The sequence below is a fragment of the Krasilnikovia sp. M28-CT-15 genome, from assembly GCF_047159595.1.
Taxonomy (GTDB): Bacteria; Actinomycetota; Actinomycetes; order Mycobacteriales; family Micromonosporaceae; genus Actinoplanes.
The window spans coordinates 1991395-2012680 of the sequence record NZ_BAAGAK010000001.1 but is presented as its reverse complement, the minus strand read 5'-3'; the positions used below and the strand labels follow the sequence as shown (position 1 = coordinate 2012680).

21 protein-coding genes are annotated in these 21286 nt (G+C 71.3%); 15 read left to right on the top strand and 6 right to left on the bottom strand.

The genetic code is table 11. The features are described 5' to 3' along the window. The first annotated feature begins 142 nt into the window (after window positions 1-142). The 11 genes from ACMCNO_RS09590 to ACMCNO_RS09540 all read left to right on the top strand — a co-directional run bounded on the left by ACMCNO_RS09590 (window position 143) and on the right by ACMCNO_RS09540 (window position 10140). Entirely contained in the window at window positions 143-283 is a 141-nt protein-coding gene (locus ACMCNO_RS09590; RefSeq protein ID WP_412749050.1) for a hypothetical protein, read from the top strand. Window positions 284-379: 96 nt separating this feature from the next. Then, window positions 380-2128, top strand: coding sequence for an alpha/beta fold hydrolase (locus ACMCNO_RS09585; RefSeq protein WP_412749049.1), 1749 nt, complete (start codon window positions 380-382; stop codon window positions 2126-2128). Further along, a complete protein-coding gene (locus ACMCNO_RS09580) occupies window positions 2125-3336 on the top strand; it encodes an MFS transporter (RefSeq protein WP_412749048.1) in 1212 nt (403 codons plus the stop codon). Before ACMCNO_RS09585 ends, ACMCNO_RS09580 begins: the two co-directional genes overlap by 4 nt. After that, complete coding sequence (locus tag ACMCNO_RS09575) at window positions 3336-4187, top strand: TOMM precursor leader peptide-binding protein (RefSeq protein ID WP_412749047.1); 852 nt, start codon at window positions 3336-3338, stop codon at window positions 4185-4187. Before ACMCNO_RS09580 ends, ACMCNO_RS09575 begins: the two co-directional genes overlap by 1 nt. Continuing rightward, window positions 4184-5500 (top strand): YcaO-like family protein, encoded by a 1317-nt coding sequence (locus tag ACMCNO_RS09570; protein ID WP_412749046.1) that lies wholly within the window; start codon window positions 4184-4186, stop codon window positions 5498-5500. The genes ACMCNO_RS09575 and ACMCNO_RS09570 overlap by 4 nt, the downstream gene beginning before the upstream one ends. A 9-nt stretch (window positions 5501-5509) precedes the next feature. Beyond that, window positions 5510-6241: a SagB family peptide dehydrogenase gene (locus ACMCNO_RS09565; RefSeq protein ID WP_412749045.1), complete on the top strand. Its 732-nt coding sequence runs from the start codon at window positions 5510-5512 to the stop codon at window positions 6239-6241. Then, window positions 6238-7512 carry an MmgE/PrpD family protein gene (locus tag ACMCNO_RS09560; protein ID WP_412749044.1) on the top strand — a complete coding sequence of 425 codons (1275 nt, stop codon included), beginning with the start codon at window positions 6238-6240 and terminating at the stop codon, window positions 7510-7512. Before ACMCNO_RS09565 ends, ACMCNO_RS09560 begins: the two co-directional genes overlap by 4 nt. 5 nt (window positions 7513-7517) lie before the next feature. Next, window positions 7518-8102 (top strand): 2OG-Fe(II) oxygenase, encoded by a 585-nt coding sequence (locus ACMCNO_RS09555; RefSeq protein ID WP_412749043.1) that lies wholly within the window; start codon window positions 7518-7520, stop codon window positions 8100-8102. Window positions 8103-8128: 26 nt separating this feature from the next. After that, on the top strand, window positions 8129-8632 hold the full coding sequence (locus ACMCNO_RS09550) for a 2OG-Fe(II) oxygenase (protein WP_412749042.1): 504 nt from the start codon (window positions 8129-8131) through the stop codon (window positions 8630-8632). 12 nt (window positions 8633-8644) lie between these two features. Further along, window positions 8645-9370 carry a class I SAM-dependent methyltransferase gene (locus ACMCNO_RS09545; protein WP_412749041.1) on the top strand — a complete coding sequence of 242 codons (726 nt, stop codon included), beginning with the start codon at window positions 8645-8647 and terminating at the stop codon, window positions 9368-9370. Window positions 9371-9579: 209 nt separating this feature from the next. Then, entirely contained in the window at window positions 9580-10140 is a 561-nt protein-coding gene (locus ACMCNO_RS09540; protein WP_412749040.1) for a hypothetical protein, read from the top strand. A gap of 21 nt (window positions 10141-10161) precedes the next feature. On the opposite strand, the gene ACMCNO_RS09535 is transcribed toward ACMCNO_RS09540, so the two are convergent. From ACMCNO_RS09535 to hrcA, 3 genes are all read right to left on the bottom strand, one after another. Then, window positions 10162-10896 (bottom strand): 16S rRNA (uracil(1498)-N(3))-methyltransferase, encoded by a 735-nt coding sequence (locus ACMCNO_RS09535; RefSeq protein ID WP_412749039.1) that lies wholly within the window; start codon window positions 10894-10896, stop codon window positions 10162-10164. A gap of 153 nt (window positions 10897-11049) precedes the next feature. Continuing rightward, entirely contained in the window at window positions 11050-12189 is a 1140-nt protein-coding gene (gene dnaJ / locus ACMCNO_RS09530) for a molecular chaperone DnaJ (RefSeq protein WP_412753659.1), read from the bottom strand. 60 nt (window positions 12190-12249) lie between these two features. Next, window positions 12250-13272, bottom strand: a complete 1023-nt coding sequence (gene hrcA, locus ACMCNO_RS09525; RefSeq protein ID WP_412749038.1) for a heat-inducible transcriptional repressor HrcA — start codon at window positions 13270-13272, stop codon at window positions 12250-12252. Between the two features lie 196 nt (window positions 13273-13468). Here hrcA and ACMCNO_RS09520 point away from each other — a divergent pair, with 196 nt between their 5' ends. Next, entirely contained in the window at window positions 13469-14107 is a 639-nt protein-coding gene (locus ACMCNO_RS09520) for a DUF4870 domain-containing protein (RefSeq protein WP_412749037.1), read from the top strand. Between the two features lie 44 nt (window positions 14108-14151). Here ACMCNO_RS09520 and hemW read toward each other — a convergent pair whose 3' ends face one another. Next, complete coding sequence (gene hemW / locus ACMCNO_RS09515) at window positions 14152-15372, bottom strand: radical SAM family heme chaperone HemW (RefSeq protein ID WP_412749036.1); 1221 nt, start codon at window positions 15370-15372, stop codon at window positions 14152-14154. 37 nt (window positions 15373-15409) lie between these two features. Between hemW and ACMCNO_RS09510 the strand changes: the two genes are divergently transcribed. The 3 genes from ACMCNO_RS09510 to ACMCNO_RS09500 all read left to right on the top strand — a co-directional run bounded on the left by ACMCNO_RS09510 (window position 15410) and on the right by ACMCNO_RS09500 (window position 18935). Then, window positions 15410-16189, top strand: a complete 780-nt coding sequence (locus tag ACMCNO_RS09510; protein ID WP_412749035.1) for an enoyl-CoA hydratase-related protein — start codon at window positions 15410-15412, stop codon at window positions 16187-16189. 52 nt (window positions 16190-16241) lie between these two features. Next, window positions 16242-17093 carry a hypothetical protein gene (locus ACMCNO_RS09505; RefSeq protein WP_412749034.1) on the top strand — a complete coding sequence of 284 codons (852 nt, stop codon included), beginning with the start codon at window positions 16242-16244 and terminating at the stop codon, window positions 17091-17093. 150 nt (window positions 17094-17243) lie between these two features. After that, complete coding sequence (locus ACMCNO_RS09500) at window positions 17244-18935, top strand: PAS domain-containing protein (protein ID WP_412749033.1); 1692 nt, start codon at window positions 17244-17246, stop codon at window positions 18933-18935. 39 nt (window positions 18936-18974) lie between these two features. On the opposite strand, the gene ACMCNO_RS09495 is transcribed toward ACMCNO_RS09500, so the two are convergent. Both ACMCNO_RS09495 and lepA read right to left on the bottom strand, forming a co-directional pair. After that, window positions 18975-19250: a GlsB/YeaQ/YmgE family stress response membrane protein gene (locus tag ACMCNO_RS09495; RefSeq protein ID WP_412749032.1), complete on the bottom strand. Its 276-nt coding sequence runs from the start codon at window positions 19248-19250 to the stop codon at window positions 18975-18977. A gap of 71 nt (window positions 19251-19321) precedes the next feature. Then, window positions 19322-21199: a translation elongation factor 4 gene (lepA, locus tag ACMCNO_RS09490; RefSeq protein ID WP_412749031.1), complete on the bottom strand. Its 1878-nt coding sequence runs from the start codon at window positions 21197-21199 to the stop codon at window positions 19322-19324. Window positions 21200-21286 lie beyond the last annotated feature (87 nt).

Here is a 21286-nt window from a genome sequence, read left to right as displayed (position 1 = left end):
GGTGGGCGGAAGTGAGGGCTCGACGAGGTGCTCAACGGCGATTGTGGAAGGGCCAGATCGGCGGAGCGCGCGATCCGTTCGGGAGGCAGCGGTTCGGAGGTCTCCGGAGCCGCATTCCTGGCCACCTAGTGAGGAGCATGAGATGCAGGACCAGACCCCGGAGTTCGAGCAGGACTTCGCCGACTTCGTCATCACCACCCAGCCGACCAGCGAGACGCTCGCCGGCCATGCGGTGGAGAACCCCTCGAGCGACAACGGCGCCAGCTTCTGGGGTGCCGAGTAGTCGCCCGGTGACGGAATGACCCCCTCCTGCGGGTGCCGGCCCGGGAAGGGCCGGCGCCCGCAGGGCCTCCGCGACGTCAGCAACGGGAAGGCCAACATGATCGACGTACTGCCTCCGAGCTGGGAGCTGCTCGACGCCGACACCGACGGTGCGGCGCCGGCTTTGCTGGCGGTGCGGCACGCCGACAACGGTTCGCAGGTGTTCGTCCGCGCTGGACGCCGGTCGGCCTGCATAGCCACCTTCGCCGACGAGACGGTACGCGGTGGCACCCTGCGTCACCGCCGCGGCCGGGCATTCGTGGTGGTCGAGGACGCGAAGGGCGGCCAACGGGTGGTGCGCGCCGTACGGGACGATCGGGGGTGGTGGAGGTCCGACGGCGACCTTCCGCTGCCCGGCGGCGCGGTGCTCGACCTCGACATCGACGCGGGAATCCTGCTCGCGGTGGCGAGCACGAACGCCGGCGCTGTCGACGTGTTCCGGTTCGACGCCTACGGCGCGAACCGCACGGAGGTGTATCGGGGCGGCGGTTGGATCTTCAACGGCAGCCTGTCGCCGGACGGCACCAACGCAGCGCTGCTGCGGGTCGCCGACGGCAAGCTCGACACCGAACTAGTGGTCTGCGCCGTCGGCAGTCCGGAGGCGCCGCTCGAGCTGATCGCGCACGCCGCGCCCGCCGCTATGGGCGTTCCGTGCTGGAGCCCCGACGGCGGCACACTGCTGATCTGCACCAACGTGGACCGCGAGTTCGCCCGGATCGTGTCGGTGGACGTGCAGACCGGGATCTGGAAAGAGTTGTGGGCCGCCGAGCACGACATGGACGTGCGGCTCGCGAACGACACGCCTCTACTGTGGCACAACGTCGAAGGTCAGTCCCGCATCACGCGTCCCGACCTCGACGGTGCGGCGTACCGGCTCCCGGAACAGGGTGTGGTCCGTACACCACGCCGCCCGGTGATCGACAGGGAAGGACGCCTGTACTGCACGTTCAGCTCACCCCGCAGCCCCGCGGCGGTATGGCGGCTGAGCACGGACGCGCCGCCGGAACTGCTGACGCCCGAACGGCACGCCGAAGAGTTGGGCAAGCCCTGGCGTAGCACGGTCGTGGCGCCGGACCTGGTGAGGGTTCCCGCGCTGGTGTGGCCCGGGAAACCGCATGGCGGGGCCGCCGTTGTCATCCTGCACGGCGGGCCGGAGGAGCAGTGGCGGTGGGACCACTATCCTCTGATAAGCGCCCTGCGCCGGCTCGGCGTGACCGTGGTGACCCCCGACCTGCGCGGGTCTGTCGGGTTCGGCAAGCGCTACTACGGGCTCGACGACGGCGTACGGCACGTCGACGCCCAGCTCGACCTCGACGCGGTGCACGGCAGCCTCGCGCGGCTCGGCCTGGACCCGGCGAATGCGGCGCTGGTGGGCTACTCCTTCGGCGGCTACCAGGCTCTACTCGGCCTGACCAGCGGCGGCAGCGCGTGGTCCGCCGCCGTCGTCGTGTCCGGAGTGAGTGATCCACTCAGCTACCTGGCAGCCACTTCCCCGCACCGGCGTCCGCATCGCGAGCTCACCTACGGCTCCCTCGCCCACGACCGGGAGTTCCTGCAACGCGTGTCTCCGGCATGCAACGCCGCCGCCGTACGTGTCCCGTTGCTGCTGGTCCATGGAGAGCTCGACCCCATCGTCCCGGTCGGGCAGGCCAATCGCATGGCCGAGCTGGTCCGGGCGGCCGGAGGTGACGTACAGCTCAAGATCATGCGCGGTGAGGGCCACCAGTTCCGTAGGGCGTCCAGCCAGGCCGCACTGATCAGCTGGGTGACCGAGTTCCTCCAGACCTCAGGCGGAGGTGCGCGATGAGGGACACCAGGAGTGTGCTGCTGGTGTCGGCGGGTGTGCTGTTCAGCTCGGCCAACTTCTACCTGATGCTGCCGATCCTTCCGCTGTACCTCATCCACCTCAGCGGAGGCGAGGCGAACATCGGCGCCGCCGGCGTGGTCCTGGGCACGTCGTTCCTCGTCAGCGCGGTGTCCAGCCCGGTCTGGGGCGCGCTGGCCGATCGGTACGGCCCGAAGCCGATGATGCTCCGCTCCGCCGTCGGGCTCGCGGTGGTATACGCCCTCTTCCCGCTCGCACACACCGTCACGGCGTTGATCGTTGTACGGCTGCTCAACGGGCTGGTGGCCGGTTACGTGCCGGCGGCGTTCTCGCTGGTGAGCCGGACCGCGTCCCAGGCGCACCTCGGCAAGGCGATGTCGTCGCTGTCGGTGTGCCGGGCAGCTGGAGCGCTGCTGGGCCCTGCCCTCGGGGGCTTCCTCGTGGCATTCGGCGGCTTCGATGCGGCCTTCTTCGCCGCCGCCGGGAGCATGGCGCTGGCAGGCCTGCTCATCCTGCCGGTCCGCAACTTCGTGCCGACGGCCACCACCGCCGACGTCCGGAACCGGCTGCACGCGCTGGGGCCCAGCCCCATGACCGGCGCGATGCGCATGCCGCTGCTACTGACCGTACTGACCGTCACGGCGACGACGATGCTCGGCCTGGCGCTGCCGCTGCTGTTGTTCCAGGCCGACCACGACAGCTCACGCGTCGCCGCCTCGGTCGGTATGCTGTCCAGTCTCAGTGGACTTCTCGCCCTGCTGCTCGGTGTGCCCTGGGGCGCGCTCGCCGACCGGTTCGGCTACCGCGGGATCCTGTTGGTCGTGCTGACGGCCAGCGCAGGACTGCTCGCCGTCATGGCGGTGACCCGCGGATTCTGGCAGACCGCCGCCGCCTACCTCGTGTACTCGGCGGTGCAGTGCGAGATCAGCACGCTGCTGGTGCTGTACCTGATCGCCCTGACCGCCGAGGAGCAGCGCGGCGTGGCCATGGGGCTCAACAACACGGCGCTGCAGTTGGGCAGCGCCGCCGGGCCGATTGTCGCCAGCTACGTCGCGCAGGCGCTCGGCGTCCGTTCCGCGTTCTGGCTCAGCGGCCTGCTCCTGGCGGTCTGCACGGTCCTGTTCGTGGCATTCGGCCGGCGGGTCCCGGCACCGCAAGCCGATCCGGAAACCGAGAAGGAGCCCGCCTGATGACCACCACGGAGGACACGCCGCCCACCTCGCTGCTGCGGCTGCGCGACGGGGTCGCCGTCGAGGATCGGGACGGCGAGGTCGCCGTCTATCTGGCGGACCTCGGCGGCGGAAGCATGCTCCGCGGCGTACCCGCCTTGATGTTCTCGTCCCTCTACCGGCGCTTCGGGGCCGAAGCTTTCACGGTCCGCGACGCCGTCGAGGACGGGCGGTCCGGCGATCCCGAGACGTGGCGGCGCGTACTCAGCGCGCTGACGAACCGCGGCATCCTCATCTCGGGGGAGCGGCAACGCGGCACGGTGTCCGCGCCCGAGCGGATGCGCGTGCACCTCGACGGGAGCGATGCAGACGCGGCGAGACTCGCTGCCCTGGTGGCGTCCACACCGACCGTCGAGTTGGTGGAGGAAAGCGTCGCGGACATTGCGGTCCGGCTGGACGACCGGCTCGACATCGCCGGTGCGCTCGCGTTTGCACGCAGGCAGGCAAGCCTGCGACGGCAATCGCTGACGGTACGGGTCTACGGCGCCAACGCCGAACTCGGACCGTGGACCGTTCCCGGCCGCACGCCCTGCTTCGAGTGCTACTGGGCGCGCCTGCAAGCAGGTCGGGAGACCCGGCCACCGGAGTCGCTCCTCGGCTCTGAGGCGACACCGGCCCCGCAGGGCGCCGCCCGGCCACTCGCCGCTGAGGCCTCCCTGACTCTGCTGGCGAGCGAAGTCGGGAAGGCGGCGGCTGGTGCGCCGCCCGTCACCCTCGGGCAGGTGGTACGCCTCGAGCTGGGTGCACTGGAGATCGTCAAGCACCGAGTGATCTCCGTGCCCGCGTGCCCGACCTGCGCGGTGTCCCGGTGAGCGCCCCGGTGACCGTGGCGGACCTGCTCGCCCCGGAGATACCGGTGACCGTGGCGGCTCCGTACTTTCGTGCCCTCGTCGATCCCGCGGTGGGGGTCGTCCGCACGGTGCGGCAGCGCGACGACTGGCCTCACGACGAACCGAAGACAATCATGTACCGCGCCGAGCTGATGCCGACCGCGGCGTTCTCCTCCGGCGGGTACCGGACGTTCCCGGCGGAGGCCGGCCGGTCCCTCGACCACGACACGGCGGCGGCGTCCGCGCTGTTCGAAGCGGTCGAACGCTATTGCCTGTCCATCTACGACGCCGCGCAGCTCACCGTGGCCCGCTACGACGAGCTGTGCTCGGCTGGCGTCCCCGCGCTCGACCCCGCCTCGCTGAGTCATCACTCGGGAGACACCGACCGCGCTCGCGTACGGACCAGCCGACTGGCGTGGACCACGGCGCGTTCGCTGGTGGACGGCACGTCGCGCCTGGTGCCGGCGCAGCTGGTCCGTCTGCCGTACGCGTTCCTGCCGGGCGAGCCGGTCCTGCGCGATCCGCTGACCACGGGCTGCGCGGCCGGAACCGCGGCGGGCCCGGCGGTGCTGCGGGGACTGCTCGAGGTGGTCGAGCGCGACGCCACGATGATCCGTCACTACCGTGGGTTGACGCCCCGACGGCTGACACCCGCGAGCCTCGGCTCGTCCGAGGTCGACCGCCTGGTGGCCGACTGCGAGCGCTACCACCTGCAGGTTGAGCTGTTCGACTACGCACTCGACCTTCCGGTGCCGGTGATCGCGGCTCGCGTGCGCGATCCCGGCGGCCGGATGCCCGCAGCGACGTTCGGCTCGAAGGCAGCGTTCGACGTCGCCGAGGCGGCCGTCGGTGCGCTGCTGGAGGCGGCCACTTTCCGCGGACCGATCCGCGGACGGGCCAAGACCGCGCGCCGCGTCGCGGCCGGCCTGCTGGACGATCCGAGCCGGATCGCGTCAGGTGCGGAGCGGGCGTTCCTGTGGATCCAGCCGGAGATGGCCGGCCGTCTCGGCTACCTGGACGAGGCCGAGACCGTGACCAACCAGCCCCGCGCCGGCGAGCCAGCCATCGACGTGGTGGTCCGGAGCATCGCCCAGGCGGGCGGCGACATCCTGGTCTGCGACGTCACCACGCCGGACATCGCGGATATGGGCGCCATCGTGGTGAAGGTTCTGGTTCCCGGCCTGCAACCCATGCACCTCTGCGAACCCGACCGCCGATGGACAACCCGGCTGCTGAGCTACGGCCGGCCGGTCGGCGAGCAGGACCTCAACCCGCTGCCGCACCCCTTCCTCTAGGAGCACACCATGGTCGAGTACGAGGAGTTCCACGCGGTCAGCTCCCTGCAAGGCTGGCAGGTGGACCGTCTGCGGCTCGCCGATCCCGCCACGTGGCCCGCGGAATGGACCGCGATCGCGGTACGCGAACCCGGCCGGCTGCCGCTCACGCCGCTGCCGCCGCCCCGGCCGCTGAGCATCAGCCTGACCGAGGCCCTGACCCGCCGCCGTACGGACCGCCGGCCGCGCCGTGAGCCGGTGGCCGTGCAGGAACTCGCCGACCTGCTCGGCTGGAGCCTCGGTCTGCGCGAGCAACCCGGAGCGCCCCCGGGATCCCGGCGCCACTACCCGTCCGCCGGGGCACGATTTCCCCTCGACTGCCACGTACTGCCCCTGAACGTCGCGGACGTCGCGCGCAGCGCCGCGGTGTACTCACCGTTCGACAACGCCCTGCTGACGTTCGGAGACCCGGTACGTGAACGGGATGTCGAGCTGCTGCTCGGGTTCGGCGTGGACGAGCCGCCCCGCGTGGTTCTCCTGCTGTCGGCGTCTATGAAGCGCACGACCTGCAAGTACGGCAACCGAGGCTACCGGTACGCGCTCATCGAGGCCGGCCACGTGATGCAGAACCTCTACCTGGCCAGCACCGCACTCGACCTTCCGTTCGCGGCGGTCGGCGGGTTCAGTGACATCGACGCGCGCCGGCTCGTCGACGGGTTGGAGACCGACGAGATCCCGCTGTACTGCGCGGTCGTGCCGTGAGCTCCGCACCCGAGGTCGCGGCGGTCTTCCACGCCGCCGTCGGTGCCGGCTATTCGGACCTCCCGACGGTGGTACGGGAGGACTGCAAACGCAGCCTGCTCGACGTACTGGCCTGCTGCGCCGCGGCATCGCCCGACGACATCTGGGACGTGACGACGACCGACCCGGTGACGTCCACGCTGAACAACGCGCTGCGCGCGCACGCCGGGGACTTCGACCCGGTGCACCCCCGGTCGCACGGTCATCCCGCCGCCATGCTGTTCCCCGCCCTGCTGCCGTACTTCGCCTCGGGCCGGTGCTCCGGTGCGGACCTGGTCACCGCGTACGGCGTGGGGCACGAGGCCATGTGCGTCTTCGGCGACGTGGCCGGGCGGGCACTGCGCAACGCGCGCCGGCATCCCACGTGCCTGCTGGGCGCGATCGGTGTCGCGGTCGGCGTGGGCCGGATCCTCGGCCTGCCGGCGGAACGGATGGGCGCAGCGGCGTTCTTGGCGGCAACGGCGACCGGCGGGCACGCTGCGAGCTTCGGGTCGGCCGCCAAGGCATTTCAACTCGCGGTGGCCGCCCGCAACGGGCACTCCGCGGCGATCGCTGTCGCCGACGGGATTCTCGACGTGGCCGGTTCCGCCCGCCTGCTCCGGGATGTGCTCGATGGGACGCCCGGGTGCCTCGACGTGCGCGAGACGGCGGCGTTCGGCGAGCCGTGGCGGGTGGAGTCCGTGGCCACCTTTCACAAGCCGCTAGCGATCTGCGGGTACCTGATTACCACCGTCCTCGGCTTCGCGAACCGGCTTCGCGGCCGCGTGCCGAGCGGGGTCGAATCCGTGCACGCGCGCGTGCCGTGGACGGTGGCGGCGATCTGCCGTCCCGGTGTGCCGGACACGGTCGACGAGGCCCGGTTCGCGCTCGCCTTCCTGCTGTCGGTGTGCCTCGTCCACCCGGTCGACGGCTTCGAGTCGAGGTTCGCGTCACTGCGGCGCTCCGCCGAGATCACCCGGCTCACGTCCGCCGCCACGGTCAGCCACGACCCGGACTGCGACGACGACGGTCTCGTCCGCATCGAGCTCCACCTGCGCAACGCCGGACCGATGCGCTTGCGCATTCCGGTGGGCGGCGACGCAGAGATGCTCGACGGCGATCGCGTGGTGGCCGCGAAATGGGAGCGCCACGCGGCTTCCCGACTCGCCGGCCTGGCGGAGGCGACAGCGGACCTGGAAACGATGCACGGCCCGGACTGGTGGGAAATCCTGAGCGGAGGAGCAGGACGATGAAGTGCGTGTCGATGTTCGACCAGCCGTTCCCGCACGGTCTGGTGCAGGATGTGTTCAGCCCCGAGGTGGCGAAGTCGCTGGCCGAGTGGATCCGCGCGACGCGAACCTGGCAGGAGTGCGACCGCGCGGCACCGCCCCGGCGGGCGTTCTACTGGAATGCGGACGGCGCGCCCGACGCCATCGCCGGCACGCTGACGCCGGGCCTCATGCTATCGCTGCGGGAGCGCGTCGAGGGCCTGTTCCGCGCCCGGTTCAAACGGGAGTTCTCGGTCTCGGCGAACCGGTACCCGGCGGGTCACGGCATCAAGATTCACAACGACTACTTCCCCGACCCCGACGCCCACCCTTTCTTCTTCACCCATCGCCTGATCGCGTACCTGTCTCCCGGCGTGGACGCCGGCTCGGGCGGCCTGTTGGGCATCTTCGCGGGCGAAGCTCCCGAGGACCGGGTGCGGACGATCGTTCCGAGCTTCAACTCGGGATCGGTGATGGCGATGGGGCCGGCGTCGTTTCATGCGGTCAGCAACGTGCGCGCCGGGGTGCGCTACAGCATCGGCTTTTCCTTCACGAATGCGACCGGCACTTACTGACCGACCCCTGTAGGAGGGCGAGCGCGATGCGATGGACCGTGATTGACGACGCCGTCCCGGCGGCGACGTGTGGCGCGCTGGTGGACTTCTACCGGCGCAACATCGAGACGTACGGGTGGAAGAACAAGGTCGGCTTCTGGAGCTTCCGGCTGATCAACTCCCACGACCTGCCGGACGGTTCCGACTCGAAAGTTACGTTGAACGCGATAGGACGCCTGGTGGTCGACTCCATCGCCCGGGAGTGGGGCGAGGACGCGTCGATTCAGGCCAGCCAGGTCGTGAGCTGGCCGGAGGGGACCCGGCAGGACGCGCACCTCGATCGATTCTTCCCGAATACCAGGTTCGCCGCGATCCTGTACCTCAACGACGACTATGCCGGTGGCCAGACGTTCCTCGAAATCCCGCAACGGATCGAGCGGGTGGATCCGGCGACCGGTCGACTCCTGATCTTCGAGGGCGCCGGCATCCTGCACGGCGTCGAAGAGATCGTCAACGGTGAGCGATACACGAACGCGCTCTGGCTCGGATAGAGGGGACCGCAGGTGAATTATCAGAAGGACGCCGCAGCCATCTACGACGACCTGCACATCGCCGGTCAGGACAAGGACTACGCCGCGGAGACGCGCGAGGTGGTCGAGGACCTGCACCGCCGGAATCCCGCGGCAACAAGCGTCTTGGACGTCGGCTGCGGCACCGGCGAGCATCTGCGGCACCTGCGCGACAGCTTCGGCGACGTCGAGGGCGCGGAGCTGTCCCCGGCGATGCGGGACGTCGCGCAAGGCAAGCTGCCGGACGTCACGATCCATGCGGCGGACATGCGGACGCTCGGGCTCGGCCGCACGTTCGACGCGGTCGTGTGTCTGTTCTCCGTGATCGGGTACGTGTGCTCCGTGGACGAGCTCGAGCGGTCGGTCGCCGCCATGGCCGGCCACCTCAACCCTGGCGGCGTCCTGCTGATCGAGCCGTGGTTGACGCCCGAACAATGGACTGTCGACCGCCTCCGCCCGACAGTCGTGGAGTCGCCCGGCCGCACCGTCGTACGCCTCACCCATTCGGCGGCCCACGACGGCTTCTCGCACATGACGATGCATTACCTGGTCGGCGACGTCGGCGCCGGCGTTCGGCACTTCTCCGACGAGCACGTGCTCAAGCTGTTCACCCCGCAGGAGTACGTCGCCGCCCTCGGACGGGCGGGCCTGGTGGACGTCGTGTTCCGGCCGCGCACGTACGACGCCCCCGGCCGCCTGCTCGGCACTGCCCCGAAATGACCAGCCGGTTGCGGCAGAGACCAGGGGCTGCGCCGCCGGTGGGTTCGGCTCGCGTGTGCTTGGCTGCGAGCGGGACGCCGCCCTCCCCTCGGTCGTCGAGGTGGTCGATGCCACGGCGGAACGATCGAGTTCGTCGTGCACACCGCGCTGGCCACGGCCCGCCGGGTGTAGCCGCCACCGCGAACCCCGGCCCGCCCTACGCTGGACGGGTGCTGTTCCGCGAGGACGCGCTCGAGCGCATCCGTACGGGCCGGGTGTCGGTGGTGTTCCGGCGCTGGCGTACCGCCCGGGTGCGCGCCGGCACCCGGCTGCGCACGATGATCGGCCTGATCGAGGTGCGCGCGGTCACCCGCGTGCCCGACGTGCCGCCGCAGGACACCGCGCCGGCCGGGTACTCCGACGTGACCGCGTTGCGCGCCGACATCCCGGGCGATCCCGCGAACCCGCTGTACCGCATCGAGGTGGCGTATGCCGGAGCGGATCCGCGGATCGCGTTGCGCGCGGACGTGTCGGGGCTGGCCGCGGTCGCGGCGGCGCTGGAGCGGATGGACCGCGGCGCCCGCCGCGGCCCGTGGACCCGCACCGTGCTGGAGCTGGTCGCGGCGCGCCCGGCGACCCGCGCCGCGGACCTGTTCGCCGACGCAGGCTATCCGGACCTGGCGTCGTTCAAGCGCGACGTGCGGCGCCTCAAGGAGCTGGGGCTGACCGAGAGCCTGGAGGTCGGCTACCGGCTGTCTCCACGCGGCCAGGCGCTGCTGGACGGCGACTGAGCAGCCACCGGGACCCGCGGCTCACCAGCGGCCCAGGCGGGTGGCGAGCACGGCCAGCGCGGCCACCCCGGCAGTCGAGGTACGCAGCACGGAGTCGCCCAGCCGCACCGGCACCGCGCCCGCGGCCACGAACCGGCCCAGCTCCGTATCGGCGATGCCGCCCTCGGGCCCCACGACCAGCACGATGTCGCCGGAGTCGGGAAGTTTCGCCGCGCTGAGCCGGTCGGTCGCCTCCTCGTGCAGCACGAACGCGGCCGTCGCTGTGGAGATCCGCGCCGCGACCTGCGGGGTGGAGCAGTCCGGCTGGCCGCCGACCGCGGGCAGCCAGGCGCGGCGGGCCTGCTTGGCGGCCTCCCGGGCGGTGGAAACCCACTTCTCCCGGGCGCGGACACCCCGCTCGCCGCGCCACTGGGCGATGGCCCGGGAGGCGGCCCACGGAACGATCTCGTCCACACCGACCTCGGTCATCGCCTGCACGGCCAGCTCACCCCGGTCCCCTTTGGCGATCCCCTGCACCACCACCAGGCACGGGTCCGGCGCGGGGGTCACGGTCCGCACGCCGAGTGCGACATCGATGCTGCCGCGCCCGACGCGCAACACCGAGGCGGCCACCGCGCCGCCCCGCCCGTCAGCCAGGATCAGCGCCTGACCGGCCCGCAACCGCTGCACGTCGGCAGCATGGTGCCCCTCGGGACCGGCAAGCGTGAAGGTCTGCCCCGCGGGCAGCTCATCGACGAGAAACAGCGGCGCGGACATGCCCGCACGGTACCGGTTGTGATCGCACGGACCTGGCAGGGTGCGGGTGCCCGGTCATGAGCCGTCAGGCGAAATGGGCGCCCGCGCCCGGTCTCCGCGGGAGCGACGGCCCCAGGCCCCGACGGGCCTGGGACAAAAATCATCGAAAGAAGATCAATGTCCGTTGAAGGCGTCGCGCATCCGCGAGAAGAAGCCGCCCTGCTTGCTCAGCTCGGCCACGTCCTCCCCGCGGGTCTTGGCGAACTCCCGCAGCAGGCGCTCCTGCTCAGCGGTGATCTTGGTGGGGGTCTTGACGTCGAGGTGGACGAAGAGGTCGCCGCGCCCCTGGCCGCGCAGGTGCGGCACCCCCTTGCCGCGGATGCGCAGCGTGGAGGCGGGCTGGGTGCCGGGCTTGACCTCGATCGCCTCCTCGCTGTCGAGGGTCTTGATGGTCAGCCGGGTGCCGAGCGCGGCCGCGGTCATCGGCAGCGTGACGCGACAGTGCAGGTCGTCACCCTTGCGGGAGTAGACGTCGTGCGGGCGTTCGTGGATCTCGACGTACAGGTCGCCGGCGGTGCCGCCGCCCGGCCCGACCTCGCCCTGCTGGGCGAGGCGGATCCGCATGCCGTCCTCGACCCCGGCCGGGATCTTGACGGTCAGGGAGCGGCGGGTACGGATGCGGCCGTCGCCCGCGCAGGTCGGGCAGGGGTGCGGGATGACCGTGCCGTGGCCCTGGCAGACCTGGCAGGGCCGGGACGAGACCACCTGGCCCAGGAACGTGCGCTGCACGGACTGCACCTCGCCGCGCCCGCCGCAGGTCTCGCACGTGGCCAGGTGGGTGCCGGGTGCGGTGCCCGCGCCGGTGCACTGGGTGCACAGCACCGCGGTGTCGACCGTGATCGGCGCCTCCACCCCGAACGCGGTCTCCACCAGGTCGAGTTCGAGGCGCAGGATCGCGTCGGCGCCCGGACGGGTACGCGGGCGCGGGCCACGGGCGCCGCCACCGGCCGCCGTGCCGAAGAAGGCGTCCATGATGTCCTGGAAGCCGACGAACGGCCCCGCGCCGCCGGGCCCGGCCGGTCCGCCGCCGCCCCCGGGGGCCAGCGGGTCGCCGCCGAGGTCGACGATCTGCCGCTTCTGGTCGTCGGAGAGGACCTCGTACGCCGCGTTGATGTCCTTGAACTTCTCGTGCGCCTCCGGATCGGGGTTCACGTCCGGGTGGAACTGGCGAGCGAGCTTGCGGTACGCGCGCTTGATCTCGTCGTCGGTGGCATCCCGGTTGATCCCGAGAATTCCGTAGTAGTCCTTGGCCACTGGGTTTCGAGTCCTCATGTCTGCCTACGCCCGGTGCGGGCACTCGTCGTCGCGAATCCGTCAGTTCTGTGCCAGCAGGTCGCCCATGTAGCGTGCCACGGCACGCACGGTAGCGATGGTGCCGGGGTAGTCCATGCGGGTGGGGCCGAGCACGCCCAGCCCACCGACGATGGTGGCACCCGGGCCGTAGCCCGTGCTGACCACCGACGTCGACCGCAGATTGTCGATCTTGTTTTCGTCGCCGATGCGGACCCGGGTGGTGCTCGGCTCCACCTCGCCGATCAGCTTGAGGAGGATGACCTCCTCCTCCAGGGCTTCCAGGACGGGGCGCAGGGTGCCCTGGAAATCCAGCACGCTGGCGCGCGCCAGGTTGGCCGTGCCGGCCAGGGCCACACGCTCCTCGCCGCGCTCCACCAGCGTCTCCAGCAGCACCGTGGCCAGGCACGCCATCGTGGTCCGGCGTTCCGGTGCGGTCTCGTCGACCAGGCCCTGGACCAGCGGCGGAGTGTCCGCGAGCTTCTGCCCGGCCAGTTTCTCGTTGCACCGGCGGCGCAGCTCCGTGACGTCGTCGGGGCCCACCGGGGCGGGCAGCTCGACCAGGCGCTGCTCGACCCGGCCGGTGTCCGTGATCATCACGAGCAGCAGCCGGGTGGTGGAGATCGGCACCAGTTCCAGATGGCGTACCGCGGACCGGGACAGGCTCGGGTACTGCACCACCGCGACGTGCCGGGTGAGCTGGGCCAGCAGCCGCACCGTACGGTGCACCACGTCGTCGAGGTCGACCGCGCCGACCAGGAACCGCTCGATCGCCCGGCGCTCGGCCGGGCTCAGCGGCTTAACCCGGGACAGCCGGTCGACGAACAGCCGGTAGCCGAGGTCGGTCGGCACCCGCCCCGCGCTGGTGTGCGGCTGGCGGATGTAGCCCTCCTCCTCCAGCACGGCCATGTCGTTGCGCACGGTCGCCGGGGAGACACCGAGCTGATGCCGCTCGACCAGGGCTTTGCTGCCCACGGGTTCCTGAGTGGCGACGTAGTCCTCGACGATGGCGCGCAGCACCTCGAGCTTGCGGTCATCGAGACTCATCGGACCCCTCCCCCCGGTCTGGTCGACAGCACCTGACTGGCACTCGGCTTGAGCGAGTGCCAGTCTACGTCGCCGCGGCCGATGGCGCGATGATCGCGCGCCACCCGGCCGGGGTCCCTTAGCCGACTGTCTATTCTTCGACGCCGTCCGCATGTTGACCTCGACCGTGTTGAGCTGCGGCCCTACCCTCTCTGGCATGACTGAACCGCCGCGCCCGCCCGGTGAGGGGAACCCTTCGGACCCCACCGCGCCGTTCAACCCATACACGGGCAACGAGCCGACCTCCGGGTCGGCTCCGCCGCCTCCGCCGGGGGCACCCCAGCCGCCCACGTACGGCACCCCGCCGCCCAGCTCCGGTGCCGGTGGTTACCCGCCGCCCAGCTCCGGCGCGGGCGGTTACGCTCCGCCGCCGTCCGGTGGCTACGGGCCTCCGCCCGGCGGCGGCTACCCGACCGGGGGCACCCCGCCGCAGTACGGCTACAACTCCGGCGGCACCGACGAGGACAAGACCTGGATCCTGGTCGCCCACTTCGGCGGCGCGGCGGGCGCGTTCTTCGGTGGTGGCGCGGCGGGCTGGATCGGCCCGCTGGTGGCGCTGCTGGCTCGCGGCAACCAGTCCCCGATCGTGCGCCAGCACGCGGTGGCGGCGCTCAACTTCCAGCTGCTGTGGACGATCATCGCGGTGGTCGGCTACGCGCTGACCTGCATCCTGATCGGTTTCCTCCCGCTGATCGCCGCGGTGATCATGGGTACGGTCTTCGGCATCATCGCCGGCGTCAAGGCCAACAACAACGAGCCGTACCAGTACCCGATGGCCGTCTCGATGATCAAGTAGCACCGCCGGTCGTGGCGCCGGGTCGCCCCCGGCGCCCGACCCCGCTACGGCAGCAGGTCGCGCACGACCGCGTCGGCCAGCAGCCGCCCGCGCAGGGTCAGCACCACCCGCCCGGCCGCGTACGCCGCCGGGTCCAGGAGTCCGTCGTCGTGCGCCCGCCGGGCACCGGCCAGCCCGGGTGCGTCCAGCGCGGCCAGCGGCAGCCCGTCGGCCAGGCGTACCCGCAGCATGACGTCCTCGGTGTGCCGGTCGGCGTCGGTGAGCAGCTCCCGGGCCTGCCCGGGCGAGACGCCCCCGGCCAGCCGGGCCGCATACGTTGTCGGATGCTTGACGTTCCACCAGCGCACCCCGCCGACGTGGCTGTGCGCCCCGGGCCCCAGGCCCCACCAGTCCCCGCCGGTCCAGTACAGCAGGTTGTGCCGGCACCGGGCGGCGGGCGTGGCCGCCCAGTTGCTCACCTCGTACCAGGACAGACCGGCCGCGCCGAGCGCGGCGTCCGCGGCCAGGTAGCGGTCCGCGGCCACGTCGTCATCCGGGTACGGCAGCTCGCCCCGGCGCATCCGCGCGGCCATCCGGGTGCCGTCCTCCACGATCAGGGCGTACGCGCTGACGTGGTCGACCCCGGCGCCGGTCGCGGCGGCCAGCGACGCGGCGAAGTCGTCCGCGGTCTCCCCCGGAGTGCCGTAGATCAGGTCGAGGTTCACGTGGTCGAACCCGGCCTCCCGGGCCTCGGTCGCGGCCTGCGGCGCACGGCCGGCGGTGTGCCGTCGCTCCAGCACCTGGAGAACCCCGGGCGCGACCGACTGCATGCCCAGCGAGATCCGGGTGTACCCGGCCTTGCGCAGCCGCTGCAGCGAGCGCGGGGTGACCGACTCCGGGTTGGCCTCGGTGGTGACCTCCGCGTCGGCGGCCAGACCCCAGGCGGCGTCGATGCCCTCCAGGATGCGGGCCAGGTCGTCCGGGTCGAGCAGGGTCGGGGTGCCGCCGCCGACGAAGACCGTGTCCACCCGCGGTGGCGGGTTGTCCAGCACCCGGGCGGCCAGGGCCAGCTCGGCCAGCACCGCGTCGGCGTAGCCCTCCCGGCTCGCCCCACCGCCCAGCTCACTGGCCGTGTACGTGTTGAAGTCGCAGTACCCGCACCGGCTGGCACAGAACGGCACGTGCACGTAGACGCCGAAGCCCCGGGCACCCACCTCGGTCAGGGCGGCGGCGGGCAGCGAGCCGTCATCGGGGACGGGCTCGCCGTCGGGCAGGGGACCGGGCATCTCTCAAGTGTGCACGGCCGCCGATAAGGTCGGGCGCATGGATCTGGTCCGTACCGCCACCGCCGCCGGGATCACCACCGTGACTCTGGACAGCCCGGCCAACCGCAATGCCCTGTCCAGCCACCTGATGGAAGAGCTGCTCGACGCGCTTACCGAAGCCCAGAACGATCCCGCCGTGCGGGCCGTGGTGCTCTCGCACACCGGCCCCGTCTTCTGCTCGGGCGCCGACCTGAAGGAGACCGCGCGGGCGAAGGAGGGCGCCCAGGTGCCCGCCGAGCTGCTGGCCGGTGTGCTGACCGAGCTGTGGGAGTTCCCCAAGCCGGTGGTGGCCCGGTTGGCCGGACCGGCCCGCGCGGGCGGGCTCGGCCTGGTCGCGGCCGCCGACATCGCCGTCTGCACGCGCGCGGCGACGTTCGCGTTCTCCGAGGTACGCCTCGGCGTGATCCCGGCTGTGATCAGCGCCACGGTGCTGCCGCGCCTGTCCTCCCGGGCGGCGGCCGAGCTGTACCTCACCGGCGACGTGTTCGACGGGGTGCGGGCGGCCGAGATCGGCCTGGTCACCCGGGCGGTCGAGGACGAGGCGCTGGACAAGACGGTCGCCGCGTACTGCGACTCGCTGGTGCGGGGCGGGCCGCTCGCCCTGGCGGGCGCGAAGCAACTGCTGCGCCGGGCGCCCTCCGGCTCGATCCGGGAGGAACTGGCCGAGCTGTCCGAGCAGTCGGCGGGCTACTTCCGCTCGGACGAGGGCGTCGAGGGGGTGGCGGCCTTCCGGGAGAAGCGCCCGGCCACCTGGATACCCAGCGCGGCGAACGGCTGATCGGAGAGTGACGCGCACCCGTTGACTACGCTGGGGTGCCAGCGAAGAGGGGGTGCGCGTGCGAAGACGGCCGATCGTCCTGATCGCGGTGCTCGTCCTCGTGGCCGCGGTGGCCGTGGTCACCGCGGTCAATTCCATGGGTGGCAAGCTGCCCCACCTCGGCCCGGATTGCATCGTCGAGGCCGACGGCCAGGTGGCGCTGGACGCGGTGCAGATGGCCAACGCCGCCACGATCACCGCGGTCGGCGTGCGCCACAAGATGCCCGAGCGGGCCGTGGTCGTCGCGCTGGCCACCGCGTTCCAGGAGTCGAAACTGGAGAACCGCGGCGACGGCGACCGCGACTCCGTCGGGCTGTTCCAGCAGCGGCCGAGCCAGGGCTGGGGCACGCCCGAGAACATCCAGGACCCGCGGTACGCCGCGGACAAGTTCTACTCCGCCCTGAAGAAGGTCAAGGGGTGGGAGAAGATGCGGGTCACCGACGCCGCGCAGAAGGTACAGCGCTCGGCGTTCCCGAACGCGTACGAGAAGTGGGCGGACGAGTCCGCGGTGCTGGCCCGGGCGCTGACGGGACGCGCCACCGGCGCGGTGGCCTGCACCATGGCCGGTGAGCCCGCGCTGCGCGGGGCCGCGGCGGCCGACGCGCTCACCCAGGCGCTGCGCCAGGACTGGGGCACGAAGGTCCCGGCGCGGGCCCGGCAGGCGAACGGTCTCACCCTGGCCGTGACGGATGCCGACACCGGCTGGCGGTATGCCCACTGGCTGGTCGCCCACGCCCGGACCACCGGCCTCGAACGGGTACGTTTTGCTGACCTTGAGTGGCGAGCCGAGGCGGGGAAATGGCAGCCGGTAACCGCGTCGGAGGCGGCGGGCGGGCGGGCCGTGATGGCCGAAGTGTTCCACTGACCAGGAAATCAACGGATGTGAGTGGATAATCCCGGCTGGCTCGGCCCTCCGTTCACATTGCTCTCCGTGGTGTGACGAATCATCGCAGGTCATAGCGCTGCGTATATATCGATATGGACAGACAGCTACCGCCCTGGTACTAGTAAGGGCGTGTCAGGGGCTGTGGAATGGATCGCGCTCGGAGCCGCGAGCGTCACCGCCGTCCTCGTGGGCGTCCACCGGAACAGACCCGCCCGCGTCGGGCCGTGGCTGCTCCTGGCCGGTGCGCTGACCAGCCTCGCGGTCGGCGACGTGTGCTACGCCCTCGGCGAGACGACCTCCGCCGACCTCTCGTACGCGATCATGTTTCCGCTCCTGGCACTGTGCCTGCTGCAGCTCACCCGCGGCGGCGCCGTCCTGGTCGACCGGGCCCGGCTCATCGATCTGCTGGCCTGCGCCTGCTCGGTCCTGCTCGTCGTCTGGGTCTTCGTGCTGGGTGGCACCGGCGACATCGGCGCCATCTCCGCCGCCGACGTGCTCGGCGACCTGCTGCTGATCGCGGTGGCGGCCCGCCTGACCGTGACGGCATGGCGCAACTGGTCCGCGCTGCTGCTGCTCGCGGGCGCGCTCGGCCTGCTGGCCGCCGACCTGACCTATCCGCTGTCCCCCGGCCCGCTCGCCGAGACCGGCTACACGATCCTGTACGTGACGTGGGGCGCCGCCGCGCTGCACCCGTCGATGGCCCGGCTGACCGCGCCGTACCCGGCGCACCCGACCCCGTGGCGCAGCCGGTGGGCCGCCCTGCTGGCGGTGTCCGTGGCGACCCCTCCGGTGGTACTGCTCGTCGAGGCGGTCACCACCGGGGTCACCGACGGGGTGGTGATCGCCGCCGCAAGCATGATCACTGTGGTGCTCACGTTCACCCGGCTGGCCGACTCACTCAGCCAGCACAGTGCGGCACTGACCCGTGAGCGGGGGCTCCGTGAGGCCAGCGCGGCCCTGGTGGCCGCCGCCGATCTGCCCGCCGTGAACGAGGCGGTCCGCGCCGCCGTGCACCAACTGCTGCCCGACGGCGTACGCGGGATAACCTTCGCCACGGACGACCGCCAGCTCGCCCTCGCCGCACCGCCCGTCGTGGACGACCGCCGGTTCGCACCCGGGGCAACCGAGCCGCGGCCGGATTCCATCGTCCCGGGCCACCGCGAGCGCAGCTGGTGGCTGCCCCACCCGGCCACCGCGGACGGCGAGGCGACCCTGGTCTGCCCATTGTGGCTGGAACCCCTCGCGGTGGCCCGGCCCAGCGGTGGGGCGCTCGTGCTCACCGGCGCCCGGGAGCTGCTCGGCCCGACCCGCGACACGCTGGAGGTGCTGGCGGGGCAGGCGGCCCTCGCACTGGACCGCATCTCGCTGGTCGACGCGGTGGGCCGCCGCGACAGCGACCTGTACCTGCGGGCGGTCATCCGCAACACCGCCGACGCCATGCTGGTCATCGACTCCGACCAGCACATCCGCTACGCCAGTCCCGCCGTACGCCGGCTCGTCGGCGTCGCGGAGCTGGCCCCGCTGGCCACCCTGCACGACCTCGTGCACCCGGACGACCGGGAGCAGGTGCGCCAGGCGTTGCGGGCCGAAGGGGACGGGGTGGTGTTCTGTGCGCTGCTGCGGCCCGACCACACCCAGGTGTTCGTCGAGGCCACGTACCGGGATCTGCGCGAGGACCGGCTGGTTCAGGGTTTCGTGGTGACGATGCGCGACGTCACCGACGGCCATGAGCCGGGGGAACGGCTCCCCCGGCTCGACCACGTCGGCGACCTGCCCGCCCGGGTGAACCGGCGCAGCGCCCAGCACAAGTTCCGGTACTGAGCGCCGCGCCGGTACTCGCGGGCAGGGCGGCCGACCGGCTCAGCGGGTGATGCCGCGGCGGGCGGTGGCACCGACCACCAGGGCGACCCCGACTGCCGCCAGCACCACCTGGAAGAGCAGCTCGGTCCAGTCCATGCCCTGGGTGTCCGCGACGCCCACCGCCCGGGCCAGCACCGTCCCCAGCAGCGCGGCGACGACACCGATCACCATGGTCAGCCAGATCGGGATGCTCTGGCGACCAGGTACCACGAGGCGGCCCAGCGCGCCGATGATCAGGCCGACGATGATGGCGCTGAGGATGCCGGTGACAGTCATGGGAAACCTCCTTGGGGGGTCTTATGTTCAGGCCCCTCCAATTTCCCGTCCGCGCCCTCGTCAAACCCGGGCTACTTCTTTCCGGTGCCCTTGGTCTCGACCGAGTCGGAGGTCGACAGCGCGGCGATGAAGGCTTCCTGGGGCACCTCGACGCGGCCGACCATCTTCATCCGCTTCTTGCCTTCCTTCTGCTTCTCCAGCAGCTTGCGCTTGCGGCTGATGTCGCCGCCGTAGCACTTAGCCAGCACGTCCTTGCGGATCGCCCGGATGGTCTCGCGGGCGATGATGCGGCTGCCGATGGCCGCCTGGATCGGCACCTCGAACTGCTGCCGCGGGATCAGCTTCTGCAGCTTCGCGGCGATGGTGACCCCGTAGTTGTACGCCTTGTCCTTGTGCACGATGGCGCTGAACGCGTCGACCGGCTCGCCGTGCAGCAGGATGTCCACCTTGACCAGATCGGCGACCTGCTCCCCCGTGGGCTCGTAGTCCAGCGACGCGTAGCCCTTGGTCTTGCTCTTCAGCTGGTCGAAGAAGTCGAAGATGATCTCCGCGAGCGGCAGCGTGTAGCGCAGCTCGACCCGCTCCGACGACAGGTACTCCATGCCCAGCATCTGGCCACGGCGGCTCTGGCACAGCTCCATCACCGCGCCGACGTACTCGTTGGGCACCAGCACCGTCGCGCGTACGACCGGTTCGTGGATCTCGGCGATCTTGCCCTCGGGGAACTCGCTCGGGTTCGTGACGACGTGCTCCACGGCGTCCTCGGTGTAGACGCGGTACACCACGTTCGGCGCGGTGGAGATGAGGTCGAGGTTGAACTCGCGCTCCAGGCGTTCCCCGATGATCTCCAGGTGCAGCAGTCCCAGGTAGCCGCAGCGGAACCCGAAGCCCAGCGCCGCACTGGTCTCCGGCTCGTAGGTCAGCGCGGCGTCGTTGAGCTTGAGCTTGTCCAGGGCGTCGCGCAGCGCCGGGTAGTCCGAGCCGTCGATCGGGTACAGCCCCGAATACACCATCGGCTTCGGGTCCTTGTAGCCGCCCAGCGGCTCGGCGGCCGGGCGCGCGTTGCCGGTGACCGTGTCGCCGACCCGGGACTGGCGCACGTCCTTCACGCCCGTGATCAGGTAGCCGACCTCGCCGACGCCCAGCGCACCGGCCTTCTCCATCTCGGGTGAGACCACCCCGATCTCGAGCAGCTCGTGCACCGCGCCCGTCGACATCATCTTGATCCGGTCCCGGGCCTCGATCCTGCCGTCGATCACCCGGACGTAGGTGACCACGCCGCGGTACACGTCGTACACCGAGTCGAAGATCATCGCCCGGGCCGGTGCCGCCGCGTCGCCCACCGGGGGCTTGAACTCGCGCACGATCTCGTCGAGCAGGTGGTCGACACCCACCCCGGTCTTGCCGGAGACGCGCAGCACGTCGCTCGGCTCGACGCCGATCAGCTTCGCCAGCTCCTCGGCGTACTTCTCCGGCTGGGCGGCGGGCAGGTCGATCTTGTTGAGCACCGGGATGACGTGCAGGTCGTTCTCCATGGCCAGGTACAGGTTGGCCAGCGTCTGCGCCTCGATCCCCTGCGCGGCGTCGACCAGCAGGATCGCGCCCTCGCAGGCGGCGAGACTGCGCGACACCTCGTACGTGAAGTCGACGTGGCCGGGGGTGTCGATCATGTTGAGGACCGCGGACTGGCCCTGTTGCTCGCCCTCCCGGACCACCCACGGCATGCGCACGGCCTGCGACTTGATCGTGATGCCGCGCTCGCGCTCGATGTCCATCCGGTCGAGGTACTGCGCGCGCATCTGGCGTGGGTCGACCACCCCGGTGATCTGCAGCATGCGGTCGGCCAGTGTCGACTTGCCGTGGTCGATGTGCGCGATGATGCAGAAGTTACGGATGCGGCCGGGGTCGGTCGCTCCGATGACGTTCACGGGGTCGAGCGGTGCAGGCACGATCGTCCGTTCTTCTCGAGCTGGATGCGTCTGCGCTGGATGCGTGTGGGCCGGCCGGCGCACACGCCGACCGCCACCTATCGTCCC

Excerpts from the sequence above, each read along its gene's own strand:
- ACMCNO_RS09590 (WP_412749050.1), top strand. The coding sequence starts at position 143 with ATGCAGGACCAGACCCCGGAGTTCGAGCAGGACTTCGCCGACTTCGTC.
- ACMCNO_RS09585 (WP_412749049.1), top strand. The coding sequence starts at position 380 with ATGATCGACGTACTGCCTCCGAGCTGGGAGCTGCTCGACGCCGACACC.
- ACMCNO_RS09580 (WP_412749048.1), top strand. The coding sequence starts at position 2,125 with ATGAGGGACACCAGGAGTGTGCTGCTGGTGTCGGCGGGTGTGCTGTTC.
- ACMCNO_RS09575 (WP_412749047.1), top strand. The coding sequence starts at position 3,336 with ATGACCACCACGGAGGACACGCCGCCCACCTCGCTGCTGCGGCTGCGC.
- ACMCNO_RS09565 (WP_412749045.1), top strand. The coding sequence starts at position 5,510 with ATGGTCGAGTACGAGGAGTTCCACGCGGTCAGCTCCCTGCAAGGCTGG.
- ACMCNO_RS09550 (WP_412749042.1), top strand. The coding sequence starts at position 8,129 with ATGCGATGGACCGTGATTGACGACGCCGTCCCGGCGGCGACGTGTGGC.
- ACMCNO_RS09535 (WP_412749039.1), bottom strand. The coding sequence starts at position 10,896 with ATGTCCGCGCCGCTGTTTCTCGTCGATGAGCTGCCCGCGGGGCAGACC.
- hrcA (WP_412749038.1), bottom strand. The coding sequence starts at position 13,272 with ATGAGTCTCGATGACCGCAAGCTCGAGGTGCTGCGCGCCATCGTCGAG.
- ACMCNO_RS09520 (WP_412749037.1), top strand. The coding sequence starts at position 13,469 with ATGACTGAACCGCCGCGCCCGCCCGGTGAGGGGAACCCTTCGGACCCC.
- hemW (WP_412749036.1), bottom strand. The coding sequence starts at position 15,372 with ATGCCCGGTCCCCTGCCCGACGGCGAGCCCGTCCCCGATGACGGCTCG.
- ACMCNO_RS09510 (WP_412749035.1), top strand. The coding sequence starts at position 15,410 with ATGGATCTGGTCCGTACCGCCACCGCCGCCGGGATCACCACCGTGACT.
- ACMCNO_RS09495 (WP_412749032.1), bottom strand. The coding sequence starts at position 19,250 with ATGACTGTCACCGGCATCCTCAGCGCCATCATCGTCGGCCTGATCATC.